We start from the raw sequence: 23,427 nt of genomic DNA, 5'->3' as shown, positions 1-23,427 counted from the left end.
GAGATATGAAAACGAACCATAAGCAGAGGGACGGCGCGCGCAACGCGCGCACGCTGGGCGGGGCCGGCACGGCGTGCCTGCTGCTGGCGCTTGCCGGCAATGCGGCCAGTGCCGGCGCGCAGCCGGCGGCCGAGGCCGGCGCGGTTGCCAAGGGCACGGCGCCCGCGGCCGGGGCCCGCCCGGCCGGCAATGCCGGCGCGGCCGCAGCGTCCGGCGCGCCGATGCAGATGACCATCAGCATGGCGCCGGCGCGCGCACCGGTGCCCGCCGCCGACACGCGCGGGCCGAACTGCAGCGGCGCGGTACGCGAGGAAAGCCATGTGGTGGTGCCGATCGGCAAGTCGACGCTGATCCCGCTGCCCGAGCCGGTGCGCAACCGGACCGTCGGCAACCCCGAGGTCGTGCAGGCGACCATGGTGTCGCCGCAGACGATGTACGTGCTCGGCCGCAGCCTGGGCACCACCAACATGATCGTGCAGGGTCGCAGCGGCGCCTGCAGCGTGATCAATATCGCGGTCAACGTCGATGCCGGCGGCCTGCAGGGTTCGCTGGCGCAGCTGATGCCCACCGAGCGCGGTATCCGCGTCGCCACCGCGGCCGACAACCTGGTGCTGACCGGCAGCGTGTCGAGCGCGCAGGCGGCCCAGCAGGCGGTCGAGATCGCGCGCGCCTATGCCGCGGTCGCGCAGGGCGACAAGGAGGCGAAGAACGGCGGCGTGCTGAACATGCTGAGCGTCGACACGCCGCAGCAGGTGATGCTCGAGGTCAAGGTCGCCGAAGTCTCGAAGACGCTGCTGAACCAGCTCGGCTCGCAGCTGAACCTGCAGGGCGGCATCGGCTCGTGGACCGGCGGCCTGGTGACCTCGCTGCTGACCGGCTCGCGCACCGCCATCTTCGGCAGCAAGGCCAACAACCTGCCGCTGGACATCGCGATCGATGCGCAGAAGAACGACTCGCTGGTCAAGATCCTGGCCGAGCCGAACCTGGTCACGCTGAGCGGCCAGGAGGCGAGCTTCCTCGCCGGCGGCAAGATCTATATCCCGGTGGCGCAGAGCAACGCGGTGGTGGGCGGCGTGCCGACCATCACGCTGCAGGAAGAGGAATTCGGCGTGGGGCTGAAGTTCACGCCGACCGTGCTGGCCAACGGCCGCATCAACCTGAAGGTCGCACCGGAAGTGTCCGAGCTGTCGCCGACCGGCGCCACCGTCACTGGCGCGACGCTGACGGGCCAGACCATCCTGCCGGTGATCACCACGCGGCGCGCGTCCACCACCGTGCAGATGCGCGACGGCGAGAGCTTCGCCATCGGCGGGCTGCTGCAGAACAACGCGCGCGGCGCGCTGAAGGCGCTGCCCGGTGCCGGCGAAGTGCCGGTGCTCGGTGCGCTGTTCCGCAGCACGTCGTTCCAGCAGGACATGTCGGAGCTGATCTTCATCATCACGCCGCGGCTGGTGCAGCCGATGCAGCAAGCGGGCGCCCCGCTGCCGACCGACAGCTTCTCGACGCCGAATCCGCTCGAGCTGTACCTGCTCGGCAATATGGAGGGCTCCACCGGCAAGCCCGCGCCGGCCGCACCGCAATCGCCCGCGCCCGCACCCGCGCCGCAAGCGCCGGCCCCTCGCTCCGCGCCGCAACCGGCCACGCTGGCGCCGCCGCCGTCCTCTCCGCCGGCCTCCCCCTCTCCGGTGCCGCGCACCGCGCTGCCGGTAGGCCGGCCGCTCGCGGAAGCGCCCACGGCGGCGGAAACATCGGCCTCGCGTACCACGCCATCCGCGGCGCCGTCCGTCGCAAGCGCTGCCGCACCGGCGGCGCGCGAGGAGTCGCAGGCCCAGCGGATCGCCCGGATCGAGGCGACCGCCGCGCGGCTCGCCCGTGCCCGTGCGGCAACGCCCGCGGGCGCGGACGGCAAGCCCGCCGCCCTGAACTGAGCGCACCGTCAGGAGAACGCCATGAACAAGCACGCCATTCACAAGCCCTCGCCATCGTCGCGCGTACGCGCCGCGCTCGCTGCCCTGCTCGCCGCACCGCTGCTGGCCGCCTGCATCAGCACCACGCCGGTCTGGGACAGCCGCTTCGGACAGTCGGTCCATGCGGTCAAGCAGGCCCAGATCATCAACCCGAATGCACCCGCGGGCCTGCCTTCGCTGACCGGCGTCGACGGCAAGGCCGCCGTCGCGGCGATGGGCAACTACGACCGCTCGCTGCAGCGGCTGTCGCCTGGCGGCGCCTATGGCAACGGGGCCGGCATGCAGGGCGGCATCGGCATGTCGGGCGGCATCGGCACGCGCTGACGCGCAGCGGCGCGGTGCAGCGCAGCGAGTCAGTTCGCCAGCCAGTTCGCAAGCCAGGGAGAGAGCCATGATGCAGCCGAACACAGCGAGACCGCGTCCACGCCGGCGGGCCGCGACGCCGCGGCGCCAGCAAGGCGCCGTCGCGATCGTCGTCGCGCTGGCGCTGGTCGCGATGGTGGGCTTTCTCGGGCTGGCGCTCGACCTCGGCAAGCTCTACGTGGCCAAGAGCGAGCTGCAGAACGGCGCCGACGCCTGCGCGCTGGCCGCTGCGCGCGACCTGACCGGCGCCACGCCGCTGGCGGTGTCCGAGGCAGCGGGCATCACCGCCGGCTATCGCAATCTGGCGCTGTTCCAGAGCGAATCGGTGCAGTTCGCCGCGGACAGCAGCGTCACCTACAGCGACGCGCTGGCCAATCCCTTCTACCCGAAGAGCAGCGTGCCGTACGCGCTCGACACCATCAAGTACGTCAAGTGCGCGGCCTCTCGCGCAGGCATCGCCAACTGGTTCGCCCAGGTGCTGAACCTGCTGCCGGGCGGCAACGTGGGGCCGAGCACGGTGTCGTCATTCGCGGTGGCCACCGTCGGCGCCGCGCAGACCGCATGCGCGATCCCGGTGTTCGTCTGCAAGCCCGAGACCCTGGACCCGCCGGAGCCGCCCTACACCGTGGGCCAGTGGCTGGTCTCCAAGCTCGATGCGGGCAACAAGGGCGAATATGGCGGCGGCAATTTCGGCTGGGCCGATCTCGGCGGCGGCAGCGGCACCAAGAGCCTGGCCGAACAGCTGAAGGGCTCGGGCCAATGCAACCTGCCCTCGCTCGGCACCGAGATCGGCACCACCGGCAACAAGTCGTCGCTGGCGGACGAGTGGAACAGCCGCTTCGGCATCGTCAAGGCGGGCAAGGTGGCCGGCGTGCCGGACTTCACCGGCCATGCTTACAACGACACCACCTGGCCGGCCAAGGCCAACGCGTATCCGGACTTCACCGCCAGGCGCAAGGCCTATGCGCCGTACCAGGGCGACAGCGTCGCGATGATCGATACCAAGGGCTCGCCGTCCAGCACCGCCGCGCATCAGGGCGGTGCCGACCGGCGCATGGTGCTGGCGCCGGTGGTCGACTGCAGCGGCTTCGCGGTATCCGGCACGCACAAGGCCAGCGTGCTCGAGTGGGCCTGCCTGCTGATGATCGAGCCGATGCAATGGGGCGGCAACATCAACTCGGTGCGGCTCGAATACCGGGGCGCATCGAGCTCGCTGGGCAGTCCTTGCGCGACGCAAGGCATCCCCGGCCTGGGCAGCGGGCCTGGCCCGCTGGTGCCGGTGCTGGTGCAGTAGCGGCGGCCGCATCTACACAGCAGCGACGCAATCAGGAGGCCATCGTGAACACGCCGATCCCCCGCTCCGCCACCGGCATTGCCGCGCGCCAGCACCGGCTCGCGCTGCGCCGCGCCGGCGCGCGCAAGCGCCAGCGCGGCGTGGCCGCGGTCGAATTCGCGATCCTGCTGATCCCGCTGTTGCTGATGCTGTGCGGCGTCGCCGAGTTCGGCCGCGCGATCTACCAGTACGACGCGCTGACCAAGGCCACGCGCGGCGCCACGCGCTACCTGTCGCAGTTCTCGCCGGACGACGCCGGCTATCCGGCCGCGCAGGCCAAATGCATGGCGGTCCATGGCAACACCGGCTGCACCGGTGCGCCGCTGGTCGGCGGCCTCAGTACCGCGATGGTGGTGATCTGCGACCGCGTCGATGCGGGCGGCTGTCCGGGCATGGCCTTCGCCAACGTCAATACCTACGACAACGGCGCCGGCGCCGGTGTGCCGGCCGGCACGGTCAACCTGGTGGCGGTCAAGATCACCGGCTTCGCCTACTCGCCGATCCAGCCGCTGATCGATGTCAGCGGCCTGGTCTTTTCCGATGTGATGACCGTGATGAGGCAAGTGCTATGAATCCCGCTCTCCCCCGTCGCGCCATGCGCATGCGGCGCGCGCGCCAGCGCGGCGCCACCGTGGTCGAGTTCGCGATCGTCGCGATGCTGTTCTTCACGCTGCTGATCGGCGTGGTCGAGATGGCGCGCGTGCTGTTCCACTGGAACACCGCCAGCGAGGCGACGCGCTGGGGCGCGCGCATGGCCGTGGTCTGCGATGCCAATGCCGCGATCATCAAGACCCGCATGGCGACGCTGATGCCGCAGCTGGCGCCGTCGAACATCGCGCTCGACTACGAGCCTGCCGGCTGCGACAGCGATCCCGATACCGCGCGCGCCAGCTGCGCCAGCGTGACGGTCAGCGTCACCGGCCTGACCGTGCAGACGCTGGTGCCGATGATTCCGATGACGCTGCCGGTGCCGCCGTTCGCCACCACGCTGTCGCGCGAAAGCATGAACAGCGCGACCGGCGGCCCCGTCTGCAGCTGAACATGCGCACAGAACAACGAACAGGAGAAGCCGCCATGCTGACGATTCTGATCGCCTCCGAGCAAACCGACCGGCTGTCCGAGATCACCCGGCTATGCACGCAGTGCGGCTCGTTCCAGACGCTGGCGCTGGCCGAGGCGCCGGCGCGCATCGCGTCCCATGCAAGCCAGCTGGCGCTGGCGGACATGCTGGTGATCGCGCACGGCAGCATGGGACCGGCGCAGATGCAGGGCATCGAGGCGATGCGGCAGCAGCATCCCGAGCTGCCGTGCATCCTGATCACCGACGCGGTCGACCCCGATTTGCTGATCAAGGCGCTGCGCAGCGGCATCCGGGACGTGCTGGCATGGCCGCTGGAGCAGGGCCAGCTCGGCGACGCGCTGCGCCGGCTGCAGGCCGCCGGCACGCTGCGGCGCCGCCGCGCCGCGCGGCTGATATCGCTGCTGTCGTGCAAGGGCGGCGCCGGCGTGACCTTCCTGACCGCCAACCTCGGCCATGCGCTGGCCGCGCAGGGCAAGCGCGTGCTGGTGCTGGACCTGAACCGGCAGTTCGGCGATCTGGTGCATACCATTTGCGACCGTACGCCGCCGGCGACGCTGCCGGACGTCTGCGCGCAGATCGACCGCATGGATGCGGCCTTCCTCGAAGCGTGCCTGACGCCGGTGGCCGACGGCCTGGACGTGCTGGCCGGCGCGGCCGATCCGATCAAGGCGGCGTCGGTGCGCAAGGAACAGGTCGAGTGGATCCTGTCGCTGGCGCTGCCCCACTACGACTTCGTGCTGGTCGACGCCGGCCAGGCGATCGATCCGGTGTCGATCGGCGTGCTCGACCGCAGCGACCGCATCGGCGTGGTGCTGCAGCCGACCATCGCCTACGCGCGCACCGGCCGGCGCCTGCTCGACATCCTGCGGGCGCTGCGCTACCCCGACGACAGGATCCGCGTGCTGCTGAACCGCGACGATCGCCGCAACGAGCTGGACCGGACCTCGCTCGAGCAGATCTGCGGCACCCCGGTCTGGCAGGCCCTGCCCGAGGATGCCGCCACGGTCGCCGCGGCGATCAGCCACGGCGAGGCGGTACTGGCGATGCACCGGCGCAGCGCGATCGCGCGCGCGCTGCAGTCGCTGGCCGCGCAGCTGGCCGCCGCGGAACCGGAAGCGCAGGCAGGCGGCAGCGAGCCGTCGTCGCTGCGCCGGCTGCTGCTGCGGGTCAAGGCCGCCTGAGCGGCGCCGATCGCTCGCCAACACGCAACGCGCACGCCAACCACTCTAGCCGGAGACCGCCATGTCGATCCGCGAACAACTGTCGAACGCCAGCCCGGGCTTTGCCGCCCTGTCCGTCAACGGCCACGCGGCCACCGCGCTGCCCGCCGGTACCGGCTACCGCGCGCTCAAGCGCACCGTGCACGAGACCGTGCTCGAACGGGTCGAACTGGAACGGCTTGCGCATATTCCGCTCGATCAGGTCCGGCACGAGATCGGCCTGCTGGTCGGCGCGATCGTCGACGAGGACAAGGTCCTGCTCAACGATGCCGAGCGCCGCCAGCTGATCGGCGAGATCTACGACGAAATGTTCGGCTTCGGTCCGCTCGAGCCGCTGCTGCGCGATCCGACGGTGTCCGACATCCTGGTCAATACCGCACGCCAGACCTATGTCGAGCGCCGCGGCAAGCTGGAACTGACCGACATCACGTTCTACGACGACGCGCATCTGATGAAGGTCATCGAGAAGATCGTGTCGCGCGTCGGGCGCCGCATCGACGAGACCAGCCCGATGGTCGATGCGCGGCTGCCCGACGGCTCCCGCGTCAATGCGATCATTCCGCCGTCGGCGATCGACGGGCCGCTGCTGTCGATCCGGCGCTTCGCCGTCAATCCGCTGCAGGTCGCCGACCTGGTCGCGTACCAGAGCCTGACGCCGCCGATGGCCCAGCTGCTGCAGGCGCTGGCGCACGCCAAGGTCAACCTGCTGGTATCGGGCGGCACCGGCAGCGGCAAGACCACGCTGCTGAACATCGTGTCCGGCTTCATCCCGATCGACGAGCGCGTGGTCACCATCGAGGATGCCGCCGAACTGCAATTGCGCCAGCCCCACGTGCTGCGTCTGGAGACGCGCCCGCCCAATATCGAGGGCAAGGGCGAGATCACGCAGCGCTCGCTGGTGCGCAATGCGCTGCGGATGCGGCCTGACCGGATCATCCTCGGCGAGGTGCGCGGCGCCGAGGCGCTGGACATGCTCAATGCGATGAACACTGGCCACGAAGGTTCGCTGACCACGATCCACGCCAACACGCCGCGCGATGCGCTGACGCGGCTCGAGAACATGGTCAGCATGGCCGGCATGAACGTGCCGCCGAAGGCGATCCGCCACCAGATCGCGTCGGCGATCACGGTGATCGTGCAGGCGGCACGGCTAAGCGACGGCAGCCGCAAGATCGTCAGCATCCAGGAGATCACCGGCATGGAGGGCGACGTCATCAACATGCAGGAGATCTTCACGTTCCAGCGCACCGGCGTCGGCCAGGACGGCACCGTGCGCGGCCATTTTCGCGCCACCGGCGTCTATCCGAAGTTCGCCGAGCGGCTGCGCGTCTATGGCGTCGCACTGCCGGACGAGACCTACGATCCGTCGCGGCGCTTCGAGATCCAGGGCACCGCGGCCTGACGGAGAGCGATCATGAACCTTGGCGAATTCGCACAGTGGGGACAGCTGGGACACTATGCGCTGTACGCCTTCGGCGTGTTGCTGTTCATCGCGGTCGTGCTGGCCATCGAGGCCGTCTACCTGTGGTGGAACAGCCATCATGGCGCATCGGCACGGCGCATCGACGCGCGTATCCGCGCGTTGTCCGCTGGCGGCCAGATCGGCCGCGAGCAGATGTCGATCCTGAAGGAACGGATGCTGGCCGGCAGCCCCCGCTTGCAGCGCCTGTTGATGCGGGTGCCGCGCGTGGCCGCGCTGGACCGCTGGCTGCAGCAGTCGGGCAGCACCTGGTCGGTCGGCCAGCTGCTGGGCTTCAGCGCCGCCAGCCTGCTGATCGCGTTCGCCGTGCTGTCGGTGCTGCCGCTGCCGTTCTGGCTGGCCGCCGGCGGCGCGCTGCTGGCCGCCGCGCTGCCCTGCCTGCGCACGCTGGCGCAGCGGCAACGGCGCCTGAAGCGCATGGAGGCGCAGCTGCCCGATGCGATCGACATGATCAGCCGGTCGCTGCGCGCCGGGCACTCGTTCGCCGGCGCGCTCGGCACCGTCGGCCAGGAAATGAAGGCCCCGCTCGGGCCTGAATTCCGGCTTGCCTTCGAAGAGATCAACTACGGCGTCTCGCTCGACGATGCGCTGACCAGCCTGGCGATGCGGGTGCCGGTCGGCGACCTGCGCTACTTCGTGATCGCCGTGCTGATCCAGCGCGAAAGCGGCGGCAACCTGGCCGAGGTGCTCGACACGATCAGCCGGCTGGTGCGCGAGCGGCTCAAGCTGTTCGACAAGATCCGCGTGCTGTCCGCGGAAGGCCGGCTGTCGGCGTGGATCCTCGGCCTGCTGCCGTTCGGCACGGCCGGGCTGATCTCGGTGCTGAACCCGGGTTTTCTCGACGTGCTGTGGCAGGACCCGGCCGGCATCCGCATGGCGGGCACGGCGCTGGTCATGATGGCGTTGGGGGTGTTGTGGATGCGCAAGATCATCCGCATCCGGGTATAGGGAGGAATCATGCAAGCCATGCAGACACAACAATGGCTGTTGCTCGGTCTGGTGTTCGTCGCCGCGTTCGGTGCGGCGCTCGGCCTGATGCTGGTGTGTTCGCCGAACCGGCTGCGCGCGCGGCTGGAGCGGCTCGAACGGCTTGGCGGCGCGGGCACCGCGGGATCGGGCGCCGCGTCGGGCGCGGCGCAGGCCGGCGGCGGCTGGAGTGCGCGGCTCAGCGAATGGGCCAGGCCGGTGTCGCGCTTGGCGCTGCCCCGGGAAGGCTGGGAGAATTCCGCGCTGCGGGTACGCTTCATGAACGCCGGCTGGCGTGGCACCGCCGCGCCGACGCTGTACTTCGCCGCCAAGACCGTGCTCGCGCTGGCACTGCCGCTGGCGGCGCTGGTGGCGACCGTCGGCACGCCGCTGGCCAGCGACGGCGCGCTGCTCGCGATGCTGCTGATCGCGATCTGCGCGGTCGGCTACTACCTGCCCAACGCGGTGCTGGCACGCCGGATCGTCCAGCGCAAGCGCGCCGTGTTCGAGGAGTTTCCCGATGCGATCGACCTGCTGACGGTCTGCGTCGAGGCCGGGCTCGGGCTGGACGCGGCGCTGATGCGGGTCGCCGGCGAGCTGTCGCTGCGCTGCCCGGTGCTGGCCAACGAACTCGAGCTGATGCTGCTGGAGATGCGCTCGGGCTTCTCGAAGGAGAAGGCGCTGTCCAACCTCGCGCTGCGTACCGGCGTCGACGACGTCGAGCGCTTCGCCGCGATGCTGGTGCAGGCCGACCGTTTCGGCACCAGCCTCGGCGAATCGCTGCGGGTGCTGTCCGACATGCTGCGCACCAAGCGGCGGATGCTGGCCGAGGAACAGGCGGCCAAGATCGCGCTGAAGCTGCTGTTCCCGCTGATCTTCCTGATCTTCCCCTCGCTGCTGGTGGTGCTGCTGGGACCGGCTTTCATCCAGATTGTGCGGGTGCTGCTGCCGACGATGACCGGACAGGGTGGCTGACCCGCAAGTCCCTCGGCTGCCCGCCATCACACCCAGGCAAAGCGGACAGCCTTCGCCCGGATTCGTCCGGGCTTTTTTCGCTGGCGCGTATGTTCGCCGTGCCGGTCCGCCATGTCCGCACTTGACCGTCCCCGCTGCATGCTGAACACTCCGATGGCACAGGCCCGTCTGGAGGCCAGCTGGAGGCGGCATGAAGCTACGCGTTCTGAGCGATCTGCATCTGGAACACCATACCCCCGAGTCGGTCCCCGACTGCGATGCCGACGTGGTCGTGCTGGCCGGCGACATCGCCAACGGCCGCGACGGCATCGACTGGGCGGCCCGTCATCTGCGCGGGCCGATCGTCTATGTGCCCGGTAACCACGAGTACTACGACAGCACCTTCACGCGGGTCGATGCGCAACTGGCCGCCGCCGCGGCCGCGCATCCGCAGGTGCATCTGCTGACCGCCGGCGTGGCGGTGTTCGAACTGCCGGGCGAGGCGCCGGTCCGCGTGCTCGGCACGACCTGGTGGGCCGACTACGCGCTGTTCGGCCGCGAGCGCATCGACGACGCGATGCAGGCCTGCGCCAAGGTGATGCTCGACCATCGGCTGATCTCGGTGGAAGCAGACAGCGATGATGGTGAAGGCGGCCTGCGGCGCTTCACGCCGGCCGATGCCCTGGCGCGGCACCGGGCCGAGTCCGCGTGGCTCGCCGCCGAGCTGGAAACGCCGTTCGACGGCGCGACCGTGGTGGTCACCCACCATGCGCCGGACCTCGGCAGCCTCGACCCGCGCTATGCGCACGATCTTGCGTCGGCCGGCTTCATCTCGCGCCGGCCCGACCTGGTCCAGCGCGCCGACCTGTGGATCCACGGCCATACGCACACCAGCTTCGACTATCGCGTCGACGGCGCCCGCGTCGTCTGCAACCCGCGCGGCTATGTGCGGCGCGGCGACGGGGCGCTGGAGAACGCGAAGTTCGATTGGGGGTATGTGGTCGAGGTGTGAGCGCTGTCCCTTCCTCCGGTGGTTTGGCTACCCTCTCCCCCACCCCTCTCCTGCAAGCGGGAGAGGGGGAGAAACCCATCGCCCGAAGGCGCCCCACCGCGAGCCCAAAACAAAAACCCCCCACGGGCTTGCACCCGTGGGGGTTTCGACTGAGGCGACGACTCACGCCGTCTCGGCAGTCAGGGCAGTCGGCCGAAGCCGACGGCCGGCGTGATTACATCATGCCGTCCATGCCGCCCATGCCACCCATGCCGCCCGGCATTGCCGGCGCCGACTCTTCCTTCGGCGTTTCGGCGATCGCGCAGTCGGTGGTCAGCATCAGCGATGCGACCGAAGCGGCGTTCTGCAGCGCGGTGCGGGTCACCTTGGTCGGATCCAGCACGCCCATCTCCACCAGGTCGCCGTACTCGCCGCTGGCGGCGTTGTAGCCGAAGTTGCCGTTGCCTTCGATGACCTTGGCCACGACGACCGAGGCTTCCTCGCCGGCGTTCAGCACGATCTGGCGCAGCGGCTCTTCCATCGCGCGCAGCACGATCTTGATGCCGGCGTTCTGGTCGGGGTTCTCGCCGGTCAGGCTCGAGATCGCAGCGCGGGCACGCAGCAGGGCCACGCCGCCGCCCGGGACGATGCCTTCTTCAACGGCAGCGCGGGTGGCGTGCAGCGCGTCTTCGACGCGTGCCTTCTTTTCCTTCATTTCGACTTCGGTGGCGGCACCAACCTTGATCACCGCAACACCGCCGGCCAGCTTGGCCACGCGCTCTTGCAGCTTCTCGCGGTCGTAGTCCGAGGTCGCTTCCTCGATCTGGGCGCGGATCTGCTTGACACGGCCTTCGATCGCGGCGGCGTCACCGGCACCGTCGATGATGATGGTGTTTTCCTTGCCGATCTCGACACGCTTGGCTTGACCCAGGTCTTGCAGCGTGGCCTTTTCCAGCGTCAGGCCGACTTCCTCGGCGATCACGGTGCCGCCGGTCAGGATGGCGATGTCTTCCAGCATGGCCTTGCGGCGGTCGCCGAAGCCAGGCGCCTTGACGGCGGCGGTCTTCAGGATGCCACGGATGTTGTTGACCACCAGGGTCGCCAGCGCTTCGCCTTCGACGTCTTCGGCGATGATCAGCAGCGGACGGCTCGACTTGGCCACTTGCTCCAGCACCGGCAGCAGGTCGCGGATGTTCGAGATCTTCTTGTCGAACAGCAGCACGAACGGGTTGTCGAGCTGGACGACTTGCTTGTCCGGGTTGTTGATGAAGTACGGCGACAGGTAGCCGCGGTCGAACTGCATGCCCTCGACGACTTCCAGCTCGTCGGCCAGCGACTTGCCGTCTTCAACGGTGATCACGCCTTCCTTGCCGACCTTGTCCATCGCTTCGGCGATCAGCTTGCCGATCACTTCGTCGCTGTTGGCCGAGATCGCGCCAACCTGGGCGATTTCCTTGCTGGTCGTGGTCGGCTTGCTCAGCTTCTTCAGCTCTTCGACGGCGGCGCCCACGGCCTTGTCGATGCCGCGCTTCAGATCCATCGGGTTCATGCCGGCGGCAACGTACTTCATGCCTTCGCGCACGATCGACTGGGCCAGCACGGTCGCGGTGGTGGTACCGTCACCGGCGTTGTCGCTGGTCTTGGAAGCGACTTCCTTGACCATCTGGGCGCCCATGTTCTGCAGCTTGTCCTTCAGCTCGATTTCCTTGGCGACCGACACGCCGTCCTTGGTCACGGTCGGGCCGCCGAAGCTGCGCTCGAGCACCACGTTGCGGCCCTTCGGACCCAGGGTCACCTTGACCGCGTTGGCCAGGATGTTCACGCCTTCGACCATCTTGTGGCGAGCGCTGTCGCCGAACACTACGTCTTTAGCTGCCATGTTCTAGATCTCCAGAATTCTGTACGGGAAAAGTCCCGGGCGCGATCGCCGCAGCGGCGAAACCGTGCGCCCCGGGGGTTCCGGACGCGCGGCGCCCGGACAGCGACATCACTTGTTGATGACCGCCATGATGTCTTCTTCGCGCATGACCAGCAGTTCCTGGCCATCCACCTTCACGGTCTGGCCGGCGTACTTGCCGAACAGCACGCGGTCACCCACCTTGACGTCGAGGGCGATCGACGCGCCCTTGTCATCCTTCTTGCCCGGGCCGATGGCCAGCACTTCGCCCTGATCGGGCTTCTCGGCAGCATTGTCGGGAATCACGATGCCGGAAGCGGTCTTGGTTTCGTTGTCCAGACGCTTGACGATCACGCGGTCGTGCAAAGGACGCAGATTCATACGGACTCCTTAGTACAAGTGAGCATTTATTTGCAAAGTGGCCGCCGCGGGACTGCGGAGGCCCTTGAAATCGGACGCCGGATGGAGATTACAGCACGCTGTTAGCACTCGCACCCGGCGAGTGCTAATTATAGGGACGGGGTTTCGGGTTTTCAAGACGAGGCCTGAATACGGGTTTACCCGCACAAAAGCAGGGAATTTGCCCCGGGCCCGCGCGGTGCAAGGCCCGGCGGGCATTGTCTCTTATATTGTGCGGCCCGGTTTTTTCAGGCGAATGTCGCCAGCGGGTGCCAACGAGGCGGGTTCAGACCCCGCCCCGCAGTTGCGGCAGCACCGTCTGCGCGCAGGCGTCGAGCCAGGCCTGCTGGTTGCCGCAGACGTTGTGCAGGAAGACCGCGTCGGCGCCCATCGCCAGGTCTTCGGCAAGCCAGGCGGCCTGCTGCGCGGCGTCGCAGGAGATCCGGACCGCGCGCTCGATGTCGTCCGGCGACACCGTGCGGGCGCGGGCATCGAACTCGGCCGGGGTCGCCAGGTTCGCCGCGGTCTCGCTGTCGAACACATTGGTGCGCCACTGCTCGTAGGCCATGCGGCGCGCGGCCTCGTCGCCCTGCGTGGGGTCGGCGTAGGCGATCTTGGCCTGGATATGCACCGGTTTGCCTCCGCCGCCGCCCTCCCGAAAGGCGTCGATGACCGCGCGCATGGTCTCGCGCGGCGCCGAGATCGTGATCAGGCCGTCGGCCCACTGTCCCGCCCAGCGCGCGGTCTGCTCGGTCAGCGCGGCGGCGAAGATCGGCGGCGGACGCTGCGGCAGCGTGTACAGCCGGGCGCGATCGACGACGATGCTGCCCCGGTGCGTCACCTCCTCGCCGCGCCACAGCGCGCGCATCACGTCCACCGACTCGGACAGCATCGCCTGCCGCTCGGGCTTGGGCGGCCACGGCCGGCCGGTGATGTGTTCGTTCAGCGCCTCGCCGGTGCCCAGCGCGATCCAGAAGCGGCCCGGGAACATCGCCTCCAGCGTCGCGGCGGCCTGGGCCACCACGGCCGGGTGGTAGCGCCCGAACGGACAGGCGACCACGCCCGTCGGCAGGTCGACGGTCGCCATCGCGGCGCCGAGCCAGGACCAGGAATGGCCGCTCTCCCCTTGCCGCTCGCTCCACGGATGGAAGTGGTCGGAGCTGCTGAGCGCGGTAAAACCGGCCAGCTGCGCGGCGCGCGCATAGCGCAGCAGGTCGCCCGGCGAGAACTGTTCGTGCGAGGCGTGATAGCCGATCAAGGGCATGGCGGACTCCTGGGCGAAATGGGGATCGGGTGCGGCGCGGTCAGCCGGACGCCGCGGACACCGAGGCCGGGACCGGATAGGCCAGCGTGGTCATCAGCGCGAGCGCGGCCTGGCGCGAATCGAGCCGGGTGTGCTGCACGACGATCGGCACATCGGACTCGATCACGCTGGCGTAGTCGGTGTCCTCGGGGATCGGCTCGGGGTCGCGCAGATCGTTGAAGCGCAGATGCAAGGTGCGGCGCGCCGGCACCGTGAGCCGGTACGGACCGACGGGTTCGCGGTCCGCATAGAAGATCGTCACCGTGACATGGGCCGGGGCATCGCCGGTATTGAGCAGGCAGGCCGCTTCATGGCTGTTCAATTGCCTGCTGGCGGCCGGGTCGGTCGGCGGCAGATAGCCTTCCGCAATGACCCAGCGCCGTTGTCCGATCGCTTCCATCGCGTTTCTCCCTGGTTGTCGCTGTCTTTGCCGGACTGATGCTGCCGATCACGGCCCGAAGCACGGCCGCTGCCGCAGCCATCGGTAGCCGTAGGCGCGCAGCTTCAGCGTATGCGCGGTCTGCGCCGGCGGGTACGGGCCATCGACCAGCATGTCGCGCAGCTCGCCGACCTCGACCTCGGGCAGCTTCACCTCGACGTCCTTGTCCGACAGATTGGCGAACGTGAACACCACCTGCCCGTCCAGCTCGTGCCGCAGCGCCAGCACCGACGGACAGCCGACCTCCATCACCGTGCATTCGCCATAACCGATCTCCGGCATGCCAACGCGCGCGCGGATCATCTTGCCGGTCTTCGCCAGCAGTGAATCGTCGCGCAGCAACTGGTCGTAGATATTGACCTGGTCGTAGCGGAACGGGCCCTCGCGGATCACCGGCACCGGCAGCGATTCGGGATCGGCGGGCGAGAAGCCGCCATTGACCTCGTCGGACCATTGCATCGCCGTGCGCACCGCGTGGCGCTCCTTCAGCGACAGGTCCTCGCCCATGCCGATCTCCTCGCCGTAGCGCAGGATCGGCGTGCCGGGCAGCGAGAACAGCAGCGCATGGACCTGCGCGATGCGGCGCTGGTCGCCGTCAAGCATCGGCGGCAGCCGGCGGCGGATACCGCGGTTGTAGACGCGCATGTCCGGATCCGGCGCGAAGCGCTGCATCACCTCTTCGCGCTCGGCCTCGCTGAGGCGCTCCAGATCGAGCTCGTCGTGATTGCGTACCCACACCGCGTATTGCGCGCGCTCGGGCGGATCGGGCTGCTCGCGCAGCGCGCGTTCGATCGGCTCGGCGCGCTCGCGCGCCAGCGCCAGGAACAGCAGGTTGTTCAGGAAGAAGTTCGACACCAGCGTCAGCCGGTGGCCCTTGCCGAAATAGCGCGCGTAGTCCTCGACCGGCACGTCGACCTCGCCAAGCAGCACCGCGTCGGAGCGGCGCAGCGTCGCGAACGCGCGCAGGTCGTTCAGCAGCCAGAAGCCGTCGTCGCGCGGGTCCGCTTCCTTGGCCCCATCGATCATGTGCCCCGCCGCATCGATGCGGAAGCCGGATACGCCGAGCCGCAGCCAGAACGACATGATCTCCTCGATCTCGGTACGCACCGCTGGATTGGCGATGTTCAGATCGGGCTGGTGCGAATAGAAGGCATGCCGATAGTATTGGCCCGCTTCCTCGTCCCAGGTCCAGACGCTGTCCTCGACGGTAGGGAAGATCGGCTTGACGTGGGTCTCCTCCGGTTCGTCGGCCCAGACGTAGTAGTCGCGGTACGGCGAATTGCGGTCGCGCCGCGCTTCCTGGAACCAGCGATGCTGATCCGATGTGTGGTGCGCCACCAGCTCCACCATCACGCGGATACCGAGCTCTTCGGCCTTCTCGAGCAGCGCCACCATGTCGGCCAGATTGCCGAAGCGCGGATCGACGGCGAGATGGTCGGTGATGTCGTAGCCGCCATCGAGAAACGGCGACTGGTAGAACGGCGACAGCCAGATGCAGGTCACGCCGAGTCCGCGCAGGTATTCGAGATGCGCCGTCAAGCCCTGGAGATCGCCCCATCCGTCGTTATTGCCGTCGCGAAATACGCTGACGTCGATTTGGTAGATGATCGCATTGCGGTACCAGAGCGAACGCATGGGTCCTCCTCCTGACGGTTGAACGGCGGCAGCGGGCGGTCCGGGCTGCACCGCCCGCAGCGCTTACGGCTGCGATGGCTGCGATGGCTTCGGCAGCGACAGCGGCTCCAGCAGCACGGCCTGCTCGGGCTGCAGCATGCCGTCGAAACGCCGGTCCGCCCCTTCGGGCAGGCTGTCGATCGCGACGCGCCAGTCGCCGTCGAGATCGACCGGCAGCGGCCGCTCGGCAAAGTTGATGCAGACCACGCGCTCGTCCTCGCCATGCCGGCGGCGATAGGCCAGCACCTCGGGCGGCGACCGCAGTTCTTCCCAGCTGCCCAGCCGCAGCGCCGCACTGGCGCGGCGCGCGGCGATCAGCGTGCGGTACAGATGCAGCATCGACGAGGGCTGCGACCATTGCGACTGCACCGACAGCGTGGCGGCCTCGGGCGGGAACGGCAGCCAGGTCCGGGCCGCGCGCCAGCCATGCGGCGGCGCGAAGTCCCAGGGGATCGGTCCGCGCGGACCGTCGCGCCCGCCCGGATCGACGCGCTGGCCCGCTTCGACCACCACGTCCTCCAGCCCCAGTTCCTCGCCCTGGAAGATGAACGGCGTGCCGCGCAGCGTCAGCAGCATCACCGCCGCGGCGCGGGCGCGGCGCATCGAGCCGCCGTAGCGGGTGCGATGGCGCTCGTTGTCGTGGTTCGACAGCACCCAGGTCGGCCAGGCCTCCGCTGGCTGCAGCAGCGCATCGACCTCGCGGATGCAGGTGCGGAACACCACCGGGTCCCACGGCGCATCGAGCGGCGGGAAGTTGAACGACATGTGCAACTCGTCGCCGGCGCCGTAGTACTGCACCACGGTGGCGGTCGAGCGGATATTGACCTCGCCGACCAGCACGCGGTCGCCGGGATAGCTGTCGACCAGCTTGCGGATGCCGCGCAGCACCTCGTGGCTGTAGGGATCGTCGTTGAAGTCGGCCAGCGGCTCGCCGGCCAGGCAGCGCGGATGATCGGCGAAGGTCGGGTCCTTGCCGGTGCAATGGGCGACGTCGATGCGAAAGCCGTCGACGCCGCGGTCGAGCCAGAAGCGCAGCACGCCGTGCATCGCCTGCACGACCTGCGGATTGCGCCAGTTCAGGTCGGGCTGCTGCGGCAGGAACAGATGCAGATAGTACTGGCCGGTAGCCTCGTCCCATGTCCATGCGCTGCCGGCGCCGAGCGCCGCGCGCCAGTCGTTCGGCTGGTCGCGCCAGATGTACCAGTCGCGCTTGGGGTTGTCGCGCGACGAGCGCGATTCGATGAACCACGGATGCTGATCCGACGTGTGGTTCGGCACGAAGTCGAGCAGCACGCGCAAGCCGCGCGCATGGGCCTCGCCGATCAGGCGGTCGGCATCGGCCAGCGAGCCGAACACCGGATCGACGTCGCAGTAGTCGCTGATGTCATAGCCCGCATCGGCCATCGGCGAGCGATAGATCGGCGAAATCCAGATCGTGTCGGCGCCCAGTGCGCGCACATGATCGAGCCGCTCGATGATGCCGGCCAGGTCGCCGACGCCGTCGCCATTGGCATCCGCGAAGGAGCGCGGGTAGATCTGGTAGACCACGGCGCTCTTCCACCAGACCGAGGTGTCGCGCGTTGCTTCGACAGTCTGCGAGGGATCGGGCGGAGGGCCGGGCATGGCGCCGGCCGGTGCGGTGGCACGGACATTCACATTCATGGGCTCGCGGGCGAAGACGGTTGTCATCCGCCCGTCGATGCAGCTTCCATGCCCGTCTGGCGGCATCCGCGGTGTCGTCCACGGTGTCGTCCATGGTGTCGTCCGATGGCGAACCGATATGGGCGCGGCGCCGCCAGCGCCACGATGCGCAAATCCTGCGCGGCCGCGGTAATTTTTTCCGACAAGCGGTCGGCGTGACGGCCCGGGAAGCGAAAAGAGTGCCCGGCGGAAGCGAAGAAGGCTGGGAAGGGAGAGAAGGGAGAAGCTGGCGGTGCGGGGCTTCGACAAGCGTCAGGACGCTAGGACAACAGCCCCGAGTCCTCGATATAGCCAAGGGCCTGCCGTATCTCGCGGCGTGCCTTCAGGCTGTAGCAGACCTGCCGGTCCTGCACGGTCAGCGCCACGATGTCGGCCTGCAGCAGTTCCTGGAAGATCCGCCCCGCGCGGCGCAAGGTCAGGCCCGCGGCGGCGGCCAGGTCCGCGGCCGGCACGCAGACATCGCCGGCCTCCAGCAGCGCGCGGCAGATGTCGGCGCGCGCCGGATCGGCCAGCAAGGCATAGCTCAAGGTGGCTTCCTGCTTGGGGTCCATGTCCGTACATTAGGCGCCACATCCTGCAATGGCAAGCCGCGTTCGGGGGATGACACACGCAACCGTTGTGCTAGCCTACGCGGCGCCGGTGCGCGGCGCGAAATGGCGGCGCACCGGGGACGCAGAGCCATACAGAGCCACACACAACCACACACAACAACGGGTCGGCATCGGGCCGTCGCCCCCGGCGGGCGCGCACCGATGCCTTGGACGGGAGAAGGGAAATGAATCGAGGCAGGACAGCGCGCATCGCGCTGCGGGCGCTGGCGGCCGTCGTCGCCGGCACGCTGGCGGCTTGCGGCGGCGGCGATGATGGTGGCGGCGGCCAGGCCGGTAATGGCAACACCGGCGGCAACAACGGCACGCCAAGCGCGCCGGCCACCTATTCGCTGACGGTACAGCCGCATCTGGGTACGGTGTTGCATGGCCTCGTCACGGTGGGTGGACTGGACGGCAAGGGCGTCATCGCCTCGGGGACGATCGGCGACGTCGGCCAGATCACGCTGACGATCCCCGCCGCGAATTGCGGCCCGGGGCTGATCACGGTCAGCGGCGGCCCCTCCGCGGTCTTCTTCGACGAGGCCACCGGAAAGCAGCAGGCGCTAAGCGCCGCCGACAAGGTTCGCGCGCTGGTCCCCGACATCTGCAAGGTCGAGGGCACCAAGCCGGTCAGCATGCTCGACGAGCTGTTGCTGCACCTGCCGTCGCCGGTGGTCGGCTCGCTGCGCGCCAACCAGGAAGCGATCCAGAGGGCGAACGAGGCCGAGGCCGCGCGCCTCAAGCAGGAAATGACGGCCGCGATCGACCAGCTGAAGCAGGAACTCGAGGCGGAGATCGCCAAGGCGTTGCTGCTGCCGGCCGACTATGCGCGCGTCGTTCCCACGCCGATCTCGCAACCGCTGTCGGGCAATTCGGCGCTGCCGTCCGACACCCGCGGCGTCGTCGCCGCCACGCTGCATGCGCTGCGCGAGCGGCAGTTCGCGGCCACCCCCGGACTGTCGCCGATGTCCGACAACAGCTTCGAGAACTTCGCGGTCTGGGCCGCCAGGGCCATCCGGGAAAGCCAGGCGTCCCGCACGGCGGCGGGAATCAGCGACTGGACGCAGGCCTATGTCGCGCAAGCCGTCGCCCAGGGCATCGATCTACTCGCCGCGCAAGGCGCGATGGACATTCGCGCGGTCGCCGACCGCGCCACGGTGCTGATGCAGGCCCATATGACCAGTCCTCCGGATCCGACAGCGCGCGCCCGGGAAAGCGCCAGCCAGGCGCCGGTCGACAGCGAAGACCTGACCGCGACGATGCGCGCCGCCGCGCTGCCGCTGCTGCTGCGCGCCGAAACGCCGGCGCGACTCGACGAGGCGCGGACCAGGGGCTCGGTGACCTATGCCTGCGCCGCCGGCGAGCGCACGCAGGGCGAGGTCACGATCGCCTACGAGGACGCCACGCCCAATGGCGTGCTCGACCACGGCGACATCTTCACGCTGGACTATCGCCAGTGCCTGACGCGCGAACCGCTGTCCGGCCTGGTGCTGGCGCGCTCGGGCCGGATGACGGTGACCTATTTCGCCGGAGAGCCCGGCGTCTTCGGCGCCAGCGGTCAGGTGCAGTTCGACATCGCGCTGTCGCGGCCGGACCCGACCAAGGCGACCGACGCGCAGCCGCTGCTGCAGGCGGCCGGCATGTGGACCGACTGGCTGGCTTTCGGCGATCCGCTCAGCGCGAGCGGGCCGCTGCTGGCGGGCACCACGCCGCTGGTGCGCATCGACAGCCAGTACTTCATGACGACGCCGCCCGGCGGCGCCACGGCGATGACGCAGGGCATGCAGGTGCGGCTCGATGCCAGCAGCGACTTCGGTTCGGGTTCGGTCACAGGCAGCGGCAGGGCGGCGCTGAAGCTGCGCGGCATGAGCATGGCCGTCGAGATCGATACGCCGCAGCCGCTGGTGATCGAAGATGCGGCCGCCGGGCAGCGCGCGGTGTCCGGCTCGGTCTCGCTGACGCGGCACACCCCGGTCGCACGCCAGGGCGCACTGTCGGCTGACCAGTCCGGCCTGATTCGCGTCGCCCTGCCAGGCACGGACGGCGCGGAAACGGTGCGGCTGATGTCGATGCCGCGGCTGATGGCGCATTACCTGGCGCTGTAATCCACGCACCTACGGCGTCCCGAGCGCCATCATGTCGTTCCCGCGCAGGCGGGAACCCAGCGTCTTTCAAAGCCACTGGGTCCCCGCATGCGCGGGGACGACAACCCGCGATGCCGCGACAGCCAACGCCAACGTCACCCTCTACGCCATCACGAACGGCAACTGCCGCTGGCGCTTGCCGGTCAGCTTGAACACCGCGTTGGCGACCGCCGGCGCGATCACCGGCACGCCGGGCTCGCCCAGTCCGGTAGGCGGATCGTCGGACGGCACGAAGTGCACCTCGACCGGCGGCGCATCATTGATGCGCACCGGCGGGAAGTCGCCGAAGTTGCTGTTCCTGACCGCGCCATTGTCGATCTCGATCGCAAAGCCCGGCCGGATCATCGCCAGCCCGAACACGCAGCCGCCCTCGATCTGCGCGCGCGCCGACAGTGGATTGATCACGCGGTTGGCATGCACGCCGGCGGTCACGCGATGCACGTGCGGTTGCCCGTTCTGCAGCGAGACCTCGACCACATAGGCCACCGCCGAATCGAAGGACTGGTGCACCGCGACGCCCCAGGCGCGTCCCGCCGGCAACCTGCGCTTGCCGTAGCCGGACTTGTCCACCGCCAGCTGCAGCGCCGCGCGTTGCCGCGCACCCTTGACCGGATCGAGCCGTGCGAGCCGGTAGGCGACCGGGTCCTGTTTCGCCACCGTCGCCAGTTCGTCGATCAGCGTCTCCTTGACGAAGGCGGTGTGCGTATGGCCGACCGAGCGCCACCACAGCACCGGCACCTGCACCTTCGGGTGATGGACCGACAGCCGCAGCGGGAAACCATAGTCATGGTCGACGATGCCCTCGGTCATCGTGTGGTCGACGCCGTCCTTGACCAGGAAGGCCTCGAACGGCGACCCCATCGTCAGCGACTGGCCGACGATCGCGTGCTCCCAGCCCAGCACCCTGCCCTGCGCATCGATGCCGATGCGCGCATGGTGCAGATGCAGCGGCCGGTAGTAGCCACCGCGGATATCGTCCTCGCGGCTCCAGATGACCTTGACCGGCTCTCGATGACCCTTGGCGACCCAGGCGCGCATCAACTGCGCGGCCTCCACCAGATAGTCCGCGGTCGGCACCGCGCGCCGGCCAAAACCGCCGCCGGCCATCATCGTCACGATCGAGACCTGCTCGGGTGGCAGGCCAAAAGCCTTGGCCAGCGCGCCGTGGTCGACGGTCTGGAACTGCGTGCCGGCCCAGACCTTGACGCGGGTCGGCTTGCCGCCGGCCACCTCGGCCTGCATCGTGCAGTTCAGCGGCTCCATCGGCGCGTGCGCCAGATAGGGGAAGCGGTACTCGGCCTCGACGGTGCGCGCGGCCCCGGCCAGGTCGAAGGCGTCGGCGCGCGGCGTTCTACCGGGCTGGCGTGCCAGCTTCGCGTACTCCTCGAACAGCGCCGCGCTCGACACCGTCGAGCCGCTGTCGTCCCATTCGGCCTGCAGCGCATCGCGCCCCTGCTTGGCCGGCCAATAGCCATTGGCGACCACGGCGACGCCGGTGCCGCCGCCGTCGGTGGGCACCTCCAGCACTTCGATCACGCCCTGGATCGCCCGCGCCGCCTCGGCATTGAAGCGGCGCACCCTGCCGCCGAAGCGCGGCGGCCGCGCGACCACGGCGACCCTTAGGTCGTCGAGCTGCGTATCGATGCCGAAACCGACCGAGCCGTCGAGCTTGCCGCGCGTATCAAGCCGCGGCGTCGGCTTGCCGATCAGCGTGAAGCGCGACGGATCCTTGAGCGCGACCTGCTGCGGCACCGGCATCTCCATCGCGGCCTGCGCGAGCTCGCCATAGGTCGCGCGGCGGTTGCCGGCCGTCACCACGCCGTTCGCGGCGGTGCACGCCGACGGCTCGACCGCCCACCGCTGCGCGGCCGCGGCGATCAGCATCGCGCGAGCACGGGCACCGAGCTCGCGATACTGCTGGTACGAGTGCTTGACCGCGGTCGAGCCGCCGGTCATCTGGATGCCCATCGCCGGGTCCTTGTACGGATCGCCGGCCGGCGCCAGCACCGCGCGCACGTTGCGCCAGTCGGCGTCGAGCTCCTCGGCCAGCATCATCGGCAGCGCGGTATGCACCCCCTGGCCGAATTCGAGCCGGTTGACCGCGATCGTCACGGTGTTATCGGGCGCGATCACGATGAAGGCCTGTGGCGCCGCGGCTGGGCCCTTGGCCGCGGGCACGGCCGCTTCATCGGCATGGACCGCTGCCAGCGGCGCGATGCCCAGCGCCAGTCCGCCGCCCGCGATGCCGCCCAGCTTCAGGAAGGTGCGCCGGTCGATGCCGGCTGCCGGCGCATCGTGCGAGCCCGAGGCGGCGGCACCGGACAGCGCGGCTATCCGCGCTCCAAGTCGTTGCATTTGCATGATGTCTCCCGGCCCCGGATCAGCCCAGCGTGCGCGCCGCGTCCTTGATGGCGGCGCGGATGCGTTGATAGGTGCCGCAGCGGCACAGGTTGCCGGCCATCGCCTGATCGATATCGGCATCGGTCGGCTTGCGCTTGTTGCGCAGCAGCCCGATCGCGCTCATCACCTGCCCGTTCTGGCAATAGCCGCACTGCGATACGTCGTTCCTGACCCAGGCATCGAGCACCGCCCGGCCGACCTTGTCGGTGCCGGCGCCTTCGATCGTCGTGATACGCGCGCCCTGCAGCGCGGAGATCGGCGTCACGCACGCGCGGATCGGCTGGCCGTTCATGTGTACCGTGCAGGCGCCGCAGGCCGCGATGCCGCAGCCGAACTTGGTGCCGGTCATCCGCAGCTGATCGCGCAGCGCCCACAGCAGCGGCGTGCTCGGATCGGCGTCGACCTGCATCGGCTTGCCGTTGATTTCCAGCGTCGTCATGGGGATCGTTCCTTGTCGTGCCGCCCCTTTTTGGGACCGCCAGCAACGCGCGCCGCGAAAGGGGGCAGAGAAAGAGGCAGAGAAGG

The 23,427-nt window shown here is 69.1% G+C and carries 20 protein-coding genes; 11 read left to right on the top strand and 9 right to left on the bottom strand.

What is annotated here, in order from left to right; genetic code table 11:
• Window positions 1-5 precede the first annotated feature (5 nt).
• From M1D55_RS13740 to M1D55_RS13695, 10 genes are all read left to right on the top strand, one after another.
• Window positions 6-1,928 (top strand): type II and III secretion system protein family protein, encoded by a 1,923-nt coding sequence (locus tag M1D55_RS13740; protein WP_456282408.1) that lies wholly within the window; start codon window positions 6-8, stop codon window positions 1,926-1,928.
• Between the two features lie 21 nt (window positions 1,929-1,949).
• Window positions 1,950-2,291, top strand: coding sequence for a hypothetical protein (locus M1D55_RS13735; RefSeq protein WP_456282407.1), 342 nt, complete (start codon window positions 1,950-1,952; stop codon window positions 2,289-2,291).
• 67 nt (window positions 2,292-2,358) lie between these two features.
• Window positions 2,359-3,624 carry a pilus assembly protein TadG-related protein gene (locus tag M1D55_RS13730; protein WP_006577578.1) on the top strand — a complete coding sequence of 422 codons (1,266 nt, stop codon included), beginning with the start codon at window positions 2,359-2,361 and terminating at the stop codon, window positions 3,622-3,624.
• Between the two features lie 104 nt (window positions 3,625-3,728).
• Window positions 3,729-4,235 carry a TadE/TadG family type IV pilus assembly protein gene (locus M1D55_RS13725; RefSeq protein WP_006580052.1) on the top strand — a complete coding sequence of 169 codons (507 nt, stop codon included), beginning with the start codon at window positions 3,729-3,731 and terminating at the stop codon, window positions 4,233-4,235.
• Complete coding sequence (locus tag M1D55_RS13720) at window positions 4,232-4,702, top strand: TadE family protein (RefSeq protein WP_456282406.1); 471 nt, start codon at window positions 4,232-4,234, stop codon at window positions 4,700-4,702. The genes M1D55_RS13725 and M1D55_RS13720 overlap by 4 nt, the downstream gene beginning before the upstream one ends.
• Window positions 4,703-4,737: 35 nt before the next feature.
• The gene (locus M1D55_RS13715) at window positions 4,738-5,925 is read left to right on the top strand and encodes an AAA family ATPase (protein WP_456282405.1); all 1,188 of its coding nucleotides are present in this window, start codon (window positions 4,738-4,740) and stop codon (window positions 5,923-5,925) included.
• A gap of 61 nt (window positions 5,926-5,986) precedes the next feature.
• Window positions 5,987-7,366 (top strand): CpaF family protein, encoded by a 1,380-nt coding sequence (locus M1D55_RS13710; protein ID WP_456282404.1) that lies wholly within the window; start codon window positions 5,987-5,989, stop codon window positions 7,364-7,366.
• 12 nt (window positions 7,367-7,378) lie between these two features.
• Window positions 7,379-8,392 carry a type II secretion system F family protein gene (locus M1D55_RS13705; RefSeq protein WP_456282403.1) on the top strand — a complete coding sequence of 338 codons (1,014 nt, stop codon included), beginning with the start codon at window positions 7,379-7,381 and terminating at the stop codon, window positions 8,390-8,392.
• Between the two features lie 9 nt (window positions 8,393-8,401).
• The gene (locus tag M1D55_RS13700; RefSeq protein WP_232205818.1) at window positions 8,402-9,385 is read left to right on the top strand and encodes a type II secretion system F family protein; all 984 of its coding nucleotides are present in this window, start codon (window positions 8,402-8,404) and stop codon (window positions 9,383-9,385) included.
• A gap of 190 nt (window positions 9,386-9,575) precedes the next feature.
• Complete coding sequence (locus M1D55_RS13695; protein WP_064575796.1) at window positions 9,576-10,376, top strand: metallophosphoesterase; 801 nt, start codon at window positions 9,576-9,578, stop codon at window positions 10,374-10,376.
• A 214-nt stretch (window positions 10,377-10,590) separates the two neighbouring features.
• Here the strand turns inward: M1D55_RS13695 and groL are convergent, their stop codons facing one another.
• The 7 genes from groL to M1D55_RS13660 all read right to left on the bottom strand — a co-directional run bounded on the left by groL (window position 10,591) and on the right by M1D55_RS13660 (window position 18,319).
• A complete protein-coding gene (gene groL / locus M1D55_RS13690) occupies window positions 10,591-12,234 on the bottom strand; it encodes a chaperonin GroEL (protein WP_023265060.1) in 1,644 nt (547 codons plus the stop codon).
• 108 nt (window positions 12,235-12,342) lie between these two features.
• Window positions 12,343-12,633 carry a co-chaperone GroES gene (groES, locus tag M1D55_RS13685; RefSeq protein ID WP_006578153.1) on the bottom strand — a complete coding sequence of 97 codons (291 nt, stop codon included), beginning with the start codon at window positions 12,631-12,633 and terminating at the stop codon, window positions 12,343-12,345.
• Between the two features lie 304 nt (window positions 12,634-12,937).
• Window positions 12,938-13,915 (bottom strand): TIGR03885 family FMN-dependent LLM class oxidoreductase, encoded by a 978-nt coding sequence (locus tag M1D55_RS13680; RefSeq protein ID WP_232205814.1) that lies wholly within the window; start codon window positions 13,913-13,915, stop codon window positions 12,938-12,940.
• A gap of 40 nt (window positions 13,916-13,955) precedes the next feature.
• Complete coding sequence (locus tag M1D55_RS13675; RefSeq protein WP_006578150.1) at window positions 13,956-14,354, bottom strand: sensory rhodopsin transducer; 399 nt, start codon at window positions 14,352-14,354, stop codon at window positions 13,956-13,958.
• Window positions 14,355-14,402: 48 nt separating this feature from the next.
• Window positions 14,403-16,028, bottom strand: a complete 1,626-nt coding sequence (locus M1D55_RS13670) for an alpha-amylase family protein (RefSeq protein ID WP_232205813.1) — start codon at window positions 16,026-16,028, stop codon at window positions 14,403-14,405.
• A 63-nt stretch (window positions 16,029-16,091) separates the two neighbouring features.
• Window positions 16,092-17,729, bottom strand: a complete 1,638-nt coding sequence (locus tag M1D55_RS13665) for an alpha-amylase family glycosyl hydrolase (protein WP_456282402.1) — start codon at window positions 17,727-17,729, stop codon at window positions 16,092-16,094.
• A 299-nt stretch (window positions 17,730-18,028) separates the two neighbouring features.
• On the bottom strand, window positions 18,029-18,319 hold the full coding sequence (locus tag M1D55_RS13660) for a helix-turn-helix domain-containing protein (protein ID WP_006578193.1): 291 nt from the start codon (window positions 18,317-18,319) through the stop codon (window positions 18,029-18,031).
• Between the two features lie 224 nt (window positions 18,320-18,543).
• On the opposite strand from M1D55_RS13660, the gene M1D55_RS13655 reads away from it, so the two are divergent.
• Complete coding sequence (locus M1D55_RS13655; RefSeq protein ID WP_456282401.1) at window positions 18,544-20,463, top strand: hypothetical protein; 1,920 nt, start codon at window positions 18,544-18,546, stop codon at window positions 20,461-20,463.
• A gap of 141 nt (window positions 20,464-20,604) precedes the next feature.
• Here M1D55_RS13655 and M1D55_RS13650 read toward each other — a convergent pair whose 3' ends face one another.
• Together M1D55_RS13650 and M1D55_RS13645 are read right to left on the bottom strand one after the other, a co-directional pair.
• Window positions 20,605-22,857 carry a molybdopterin cofactor-binding domain-containing protein gene (locus M1D55_RS13650; RefSeq protein ID WP_456282400.1) on the bottom strand — a complete coding sequence of 751 codons (2,253 nt, stop codon included), beginning with the start codon at window positions 22,855-22,857 and terminating at the stop codon, window positions 20,605-20,607.
• Between the two features lie 25 nt (window positions 22,858-22,882).
• Window positions 22,883-23,341: a (2Fe-2S)-binding protein gene (locus M1D55_RS13645; protein WP_023265065.1), complete on the bottom strand. Its 459-nt coding sequence runs from the start codon at window positions 23,339-23,341 to the stop codon at window positions 22,883-22,885.
• Window positions 23,342-23,427 lie beyond the last annotated feature (86 nt).

Source organism: Cupriavidus sp. JZ107 (assembly GCF_053903255.1).
This window is presented reverse-complemented; position numbering and strand designations above follow the sequence as displayed.

Bases quoted from the DNA above. Each gene is read 5' to 3' on its own strand.
- M1D55_RS13680 (WP_232205814.1), bottom strand. From the start codon at position 13,915: ATGCCCTTGATCGGCTATCACGCCTCGCACGAACAGTTCTCGCCGGGC.
- M1D55_RS13675 (WP_006578150.1), bottom strand. From the start codon at position 14,354: ATGGAAGCGATCGGACAACGGCGCTGGGTCATTGCGGAAGGCTATCTG.
- M1D55_RS13710 (WP_456282404.1), top strand. From the start codon at position 5,987: ATGTCGATCCGCGAACAACTGTCGAACGCCAGCCCGGGCTTTGCCGCC.
- M1D55_RS13715 (WP_456282405.1), top strand. From the start codon at position 4,738: ATGCTGACGATTCTGATCGCCTCCGAGCAAACCGACCGGCTGTCCGAG.
- M1D55_RS13650 (WP_456282400.1), bottom strand. From the start codon at position 22,857: ATGCAACGACTTGGAGCGCGGATAGCCGCGCTGTCCGGTGCCGCCGCC.
- M1D55_RS13705 (WP_456282403.1), top strand. From the start codon at position 7,379: ATGAACCTTGGCGAATTCGCACAGTGGGGACAGCTGGGACACTATGCG.
- M1D55_RS13645 (WP_023265065.1), bottom strand. From the start codon at position 23,341: ATGACGACGCTGGAAATCAACGGCAAGCCGATGCAGGTCGACGCCGAT.
- groL (WP_023265060.1), bottom strand. From the start codon at position 12,234: ATGGCAGCTAAAGACGTAGTGTTCGGCGACAGCGCTCGCCACAAGATG.
- M1D55_RS13720 (WP_456282406.1), top strand. From the start codon at position 4,232: ATGAATCCCGCTCTCCCCCGTCGCGCCATGCGCATGCGGCGCGCGCGC.
- M1D55_RS13740 (WP_456282408.1), top strand. From the start codon at position 6: ATGAAAACGAACCATAAGCAGAGGGACGGCGCGCGCAACGCGCGCACG.
- M1D55_RS13735 (WP_456282407.1), top strand. From the start codon at position 1,950: ATGAACAAGCACGCCATTCACAAGCCCTCGCCATCGTCGCGCGTACGC.
- M1D55_RS13730 (WP_006577578.1), top strand. From the start codon at position 2,359: ATGATGCAGCCGAACACAGCGAGACCGCGTCCACGCCGGCGGGCCGCG.
- M1D55_RS13670 (WP_232205813.1), bottom strand. From the start codon at position 16,028: ATGCGTTCGCTCTGGTACCGCAATGCGATCATCTACCAAATCGACGTC.
- M1D55_RS13700 (WP_232205818.1), top strand. From the start codon at position 8,402: ATGCAAGCCATGCAGACACAACAATGGCTGTTGCTCGGTCTGGTGTTC.
- groES (WP_006578153.1), bottom strand. From the start codon at position 12,633: ATGAATCTGCGTCCTTTGCACGACCGCGTGATCGTCAAGCGTCTGGAC.
- M1D55_RS13660 (WP_006578193.1), bottom strand. From the start codon at position 18,319: ATGGACCCCAAGCAGGAAGCCACCTTGAGCTATGCCTTGCTGGCCGAT.
- M1D55_RS13655 (WP_456282401.1), top strand. From the start codon at position 18,544: ATGAATCGAGGCAGGACAGCGCGCATCGCGCTGCGGGCGCTGGCGGCC.
- M1D55_RS13695 (WP_064575796.1), top strand. From the start codon at position 9,576: ATGAAGCTACGCGTTCTGAGCGATCTGCATCTGGAACACCATACCCCC.
- M1D55_RS13665 (WP_456282402.1), bottom strand. From the start codon at position 17,729: ATGAATGTGAATGTCCGTGCCACCGCACCGGCCGGCGCCATGCCCGGC.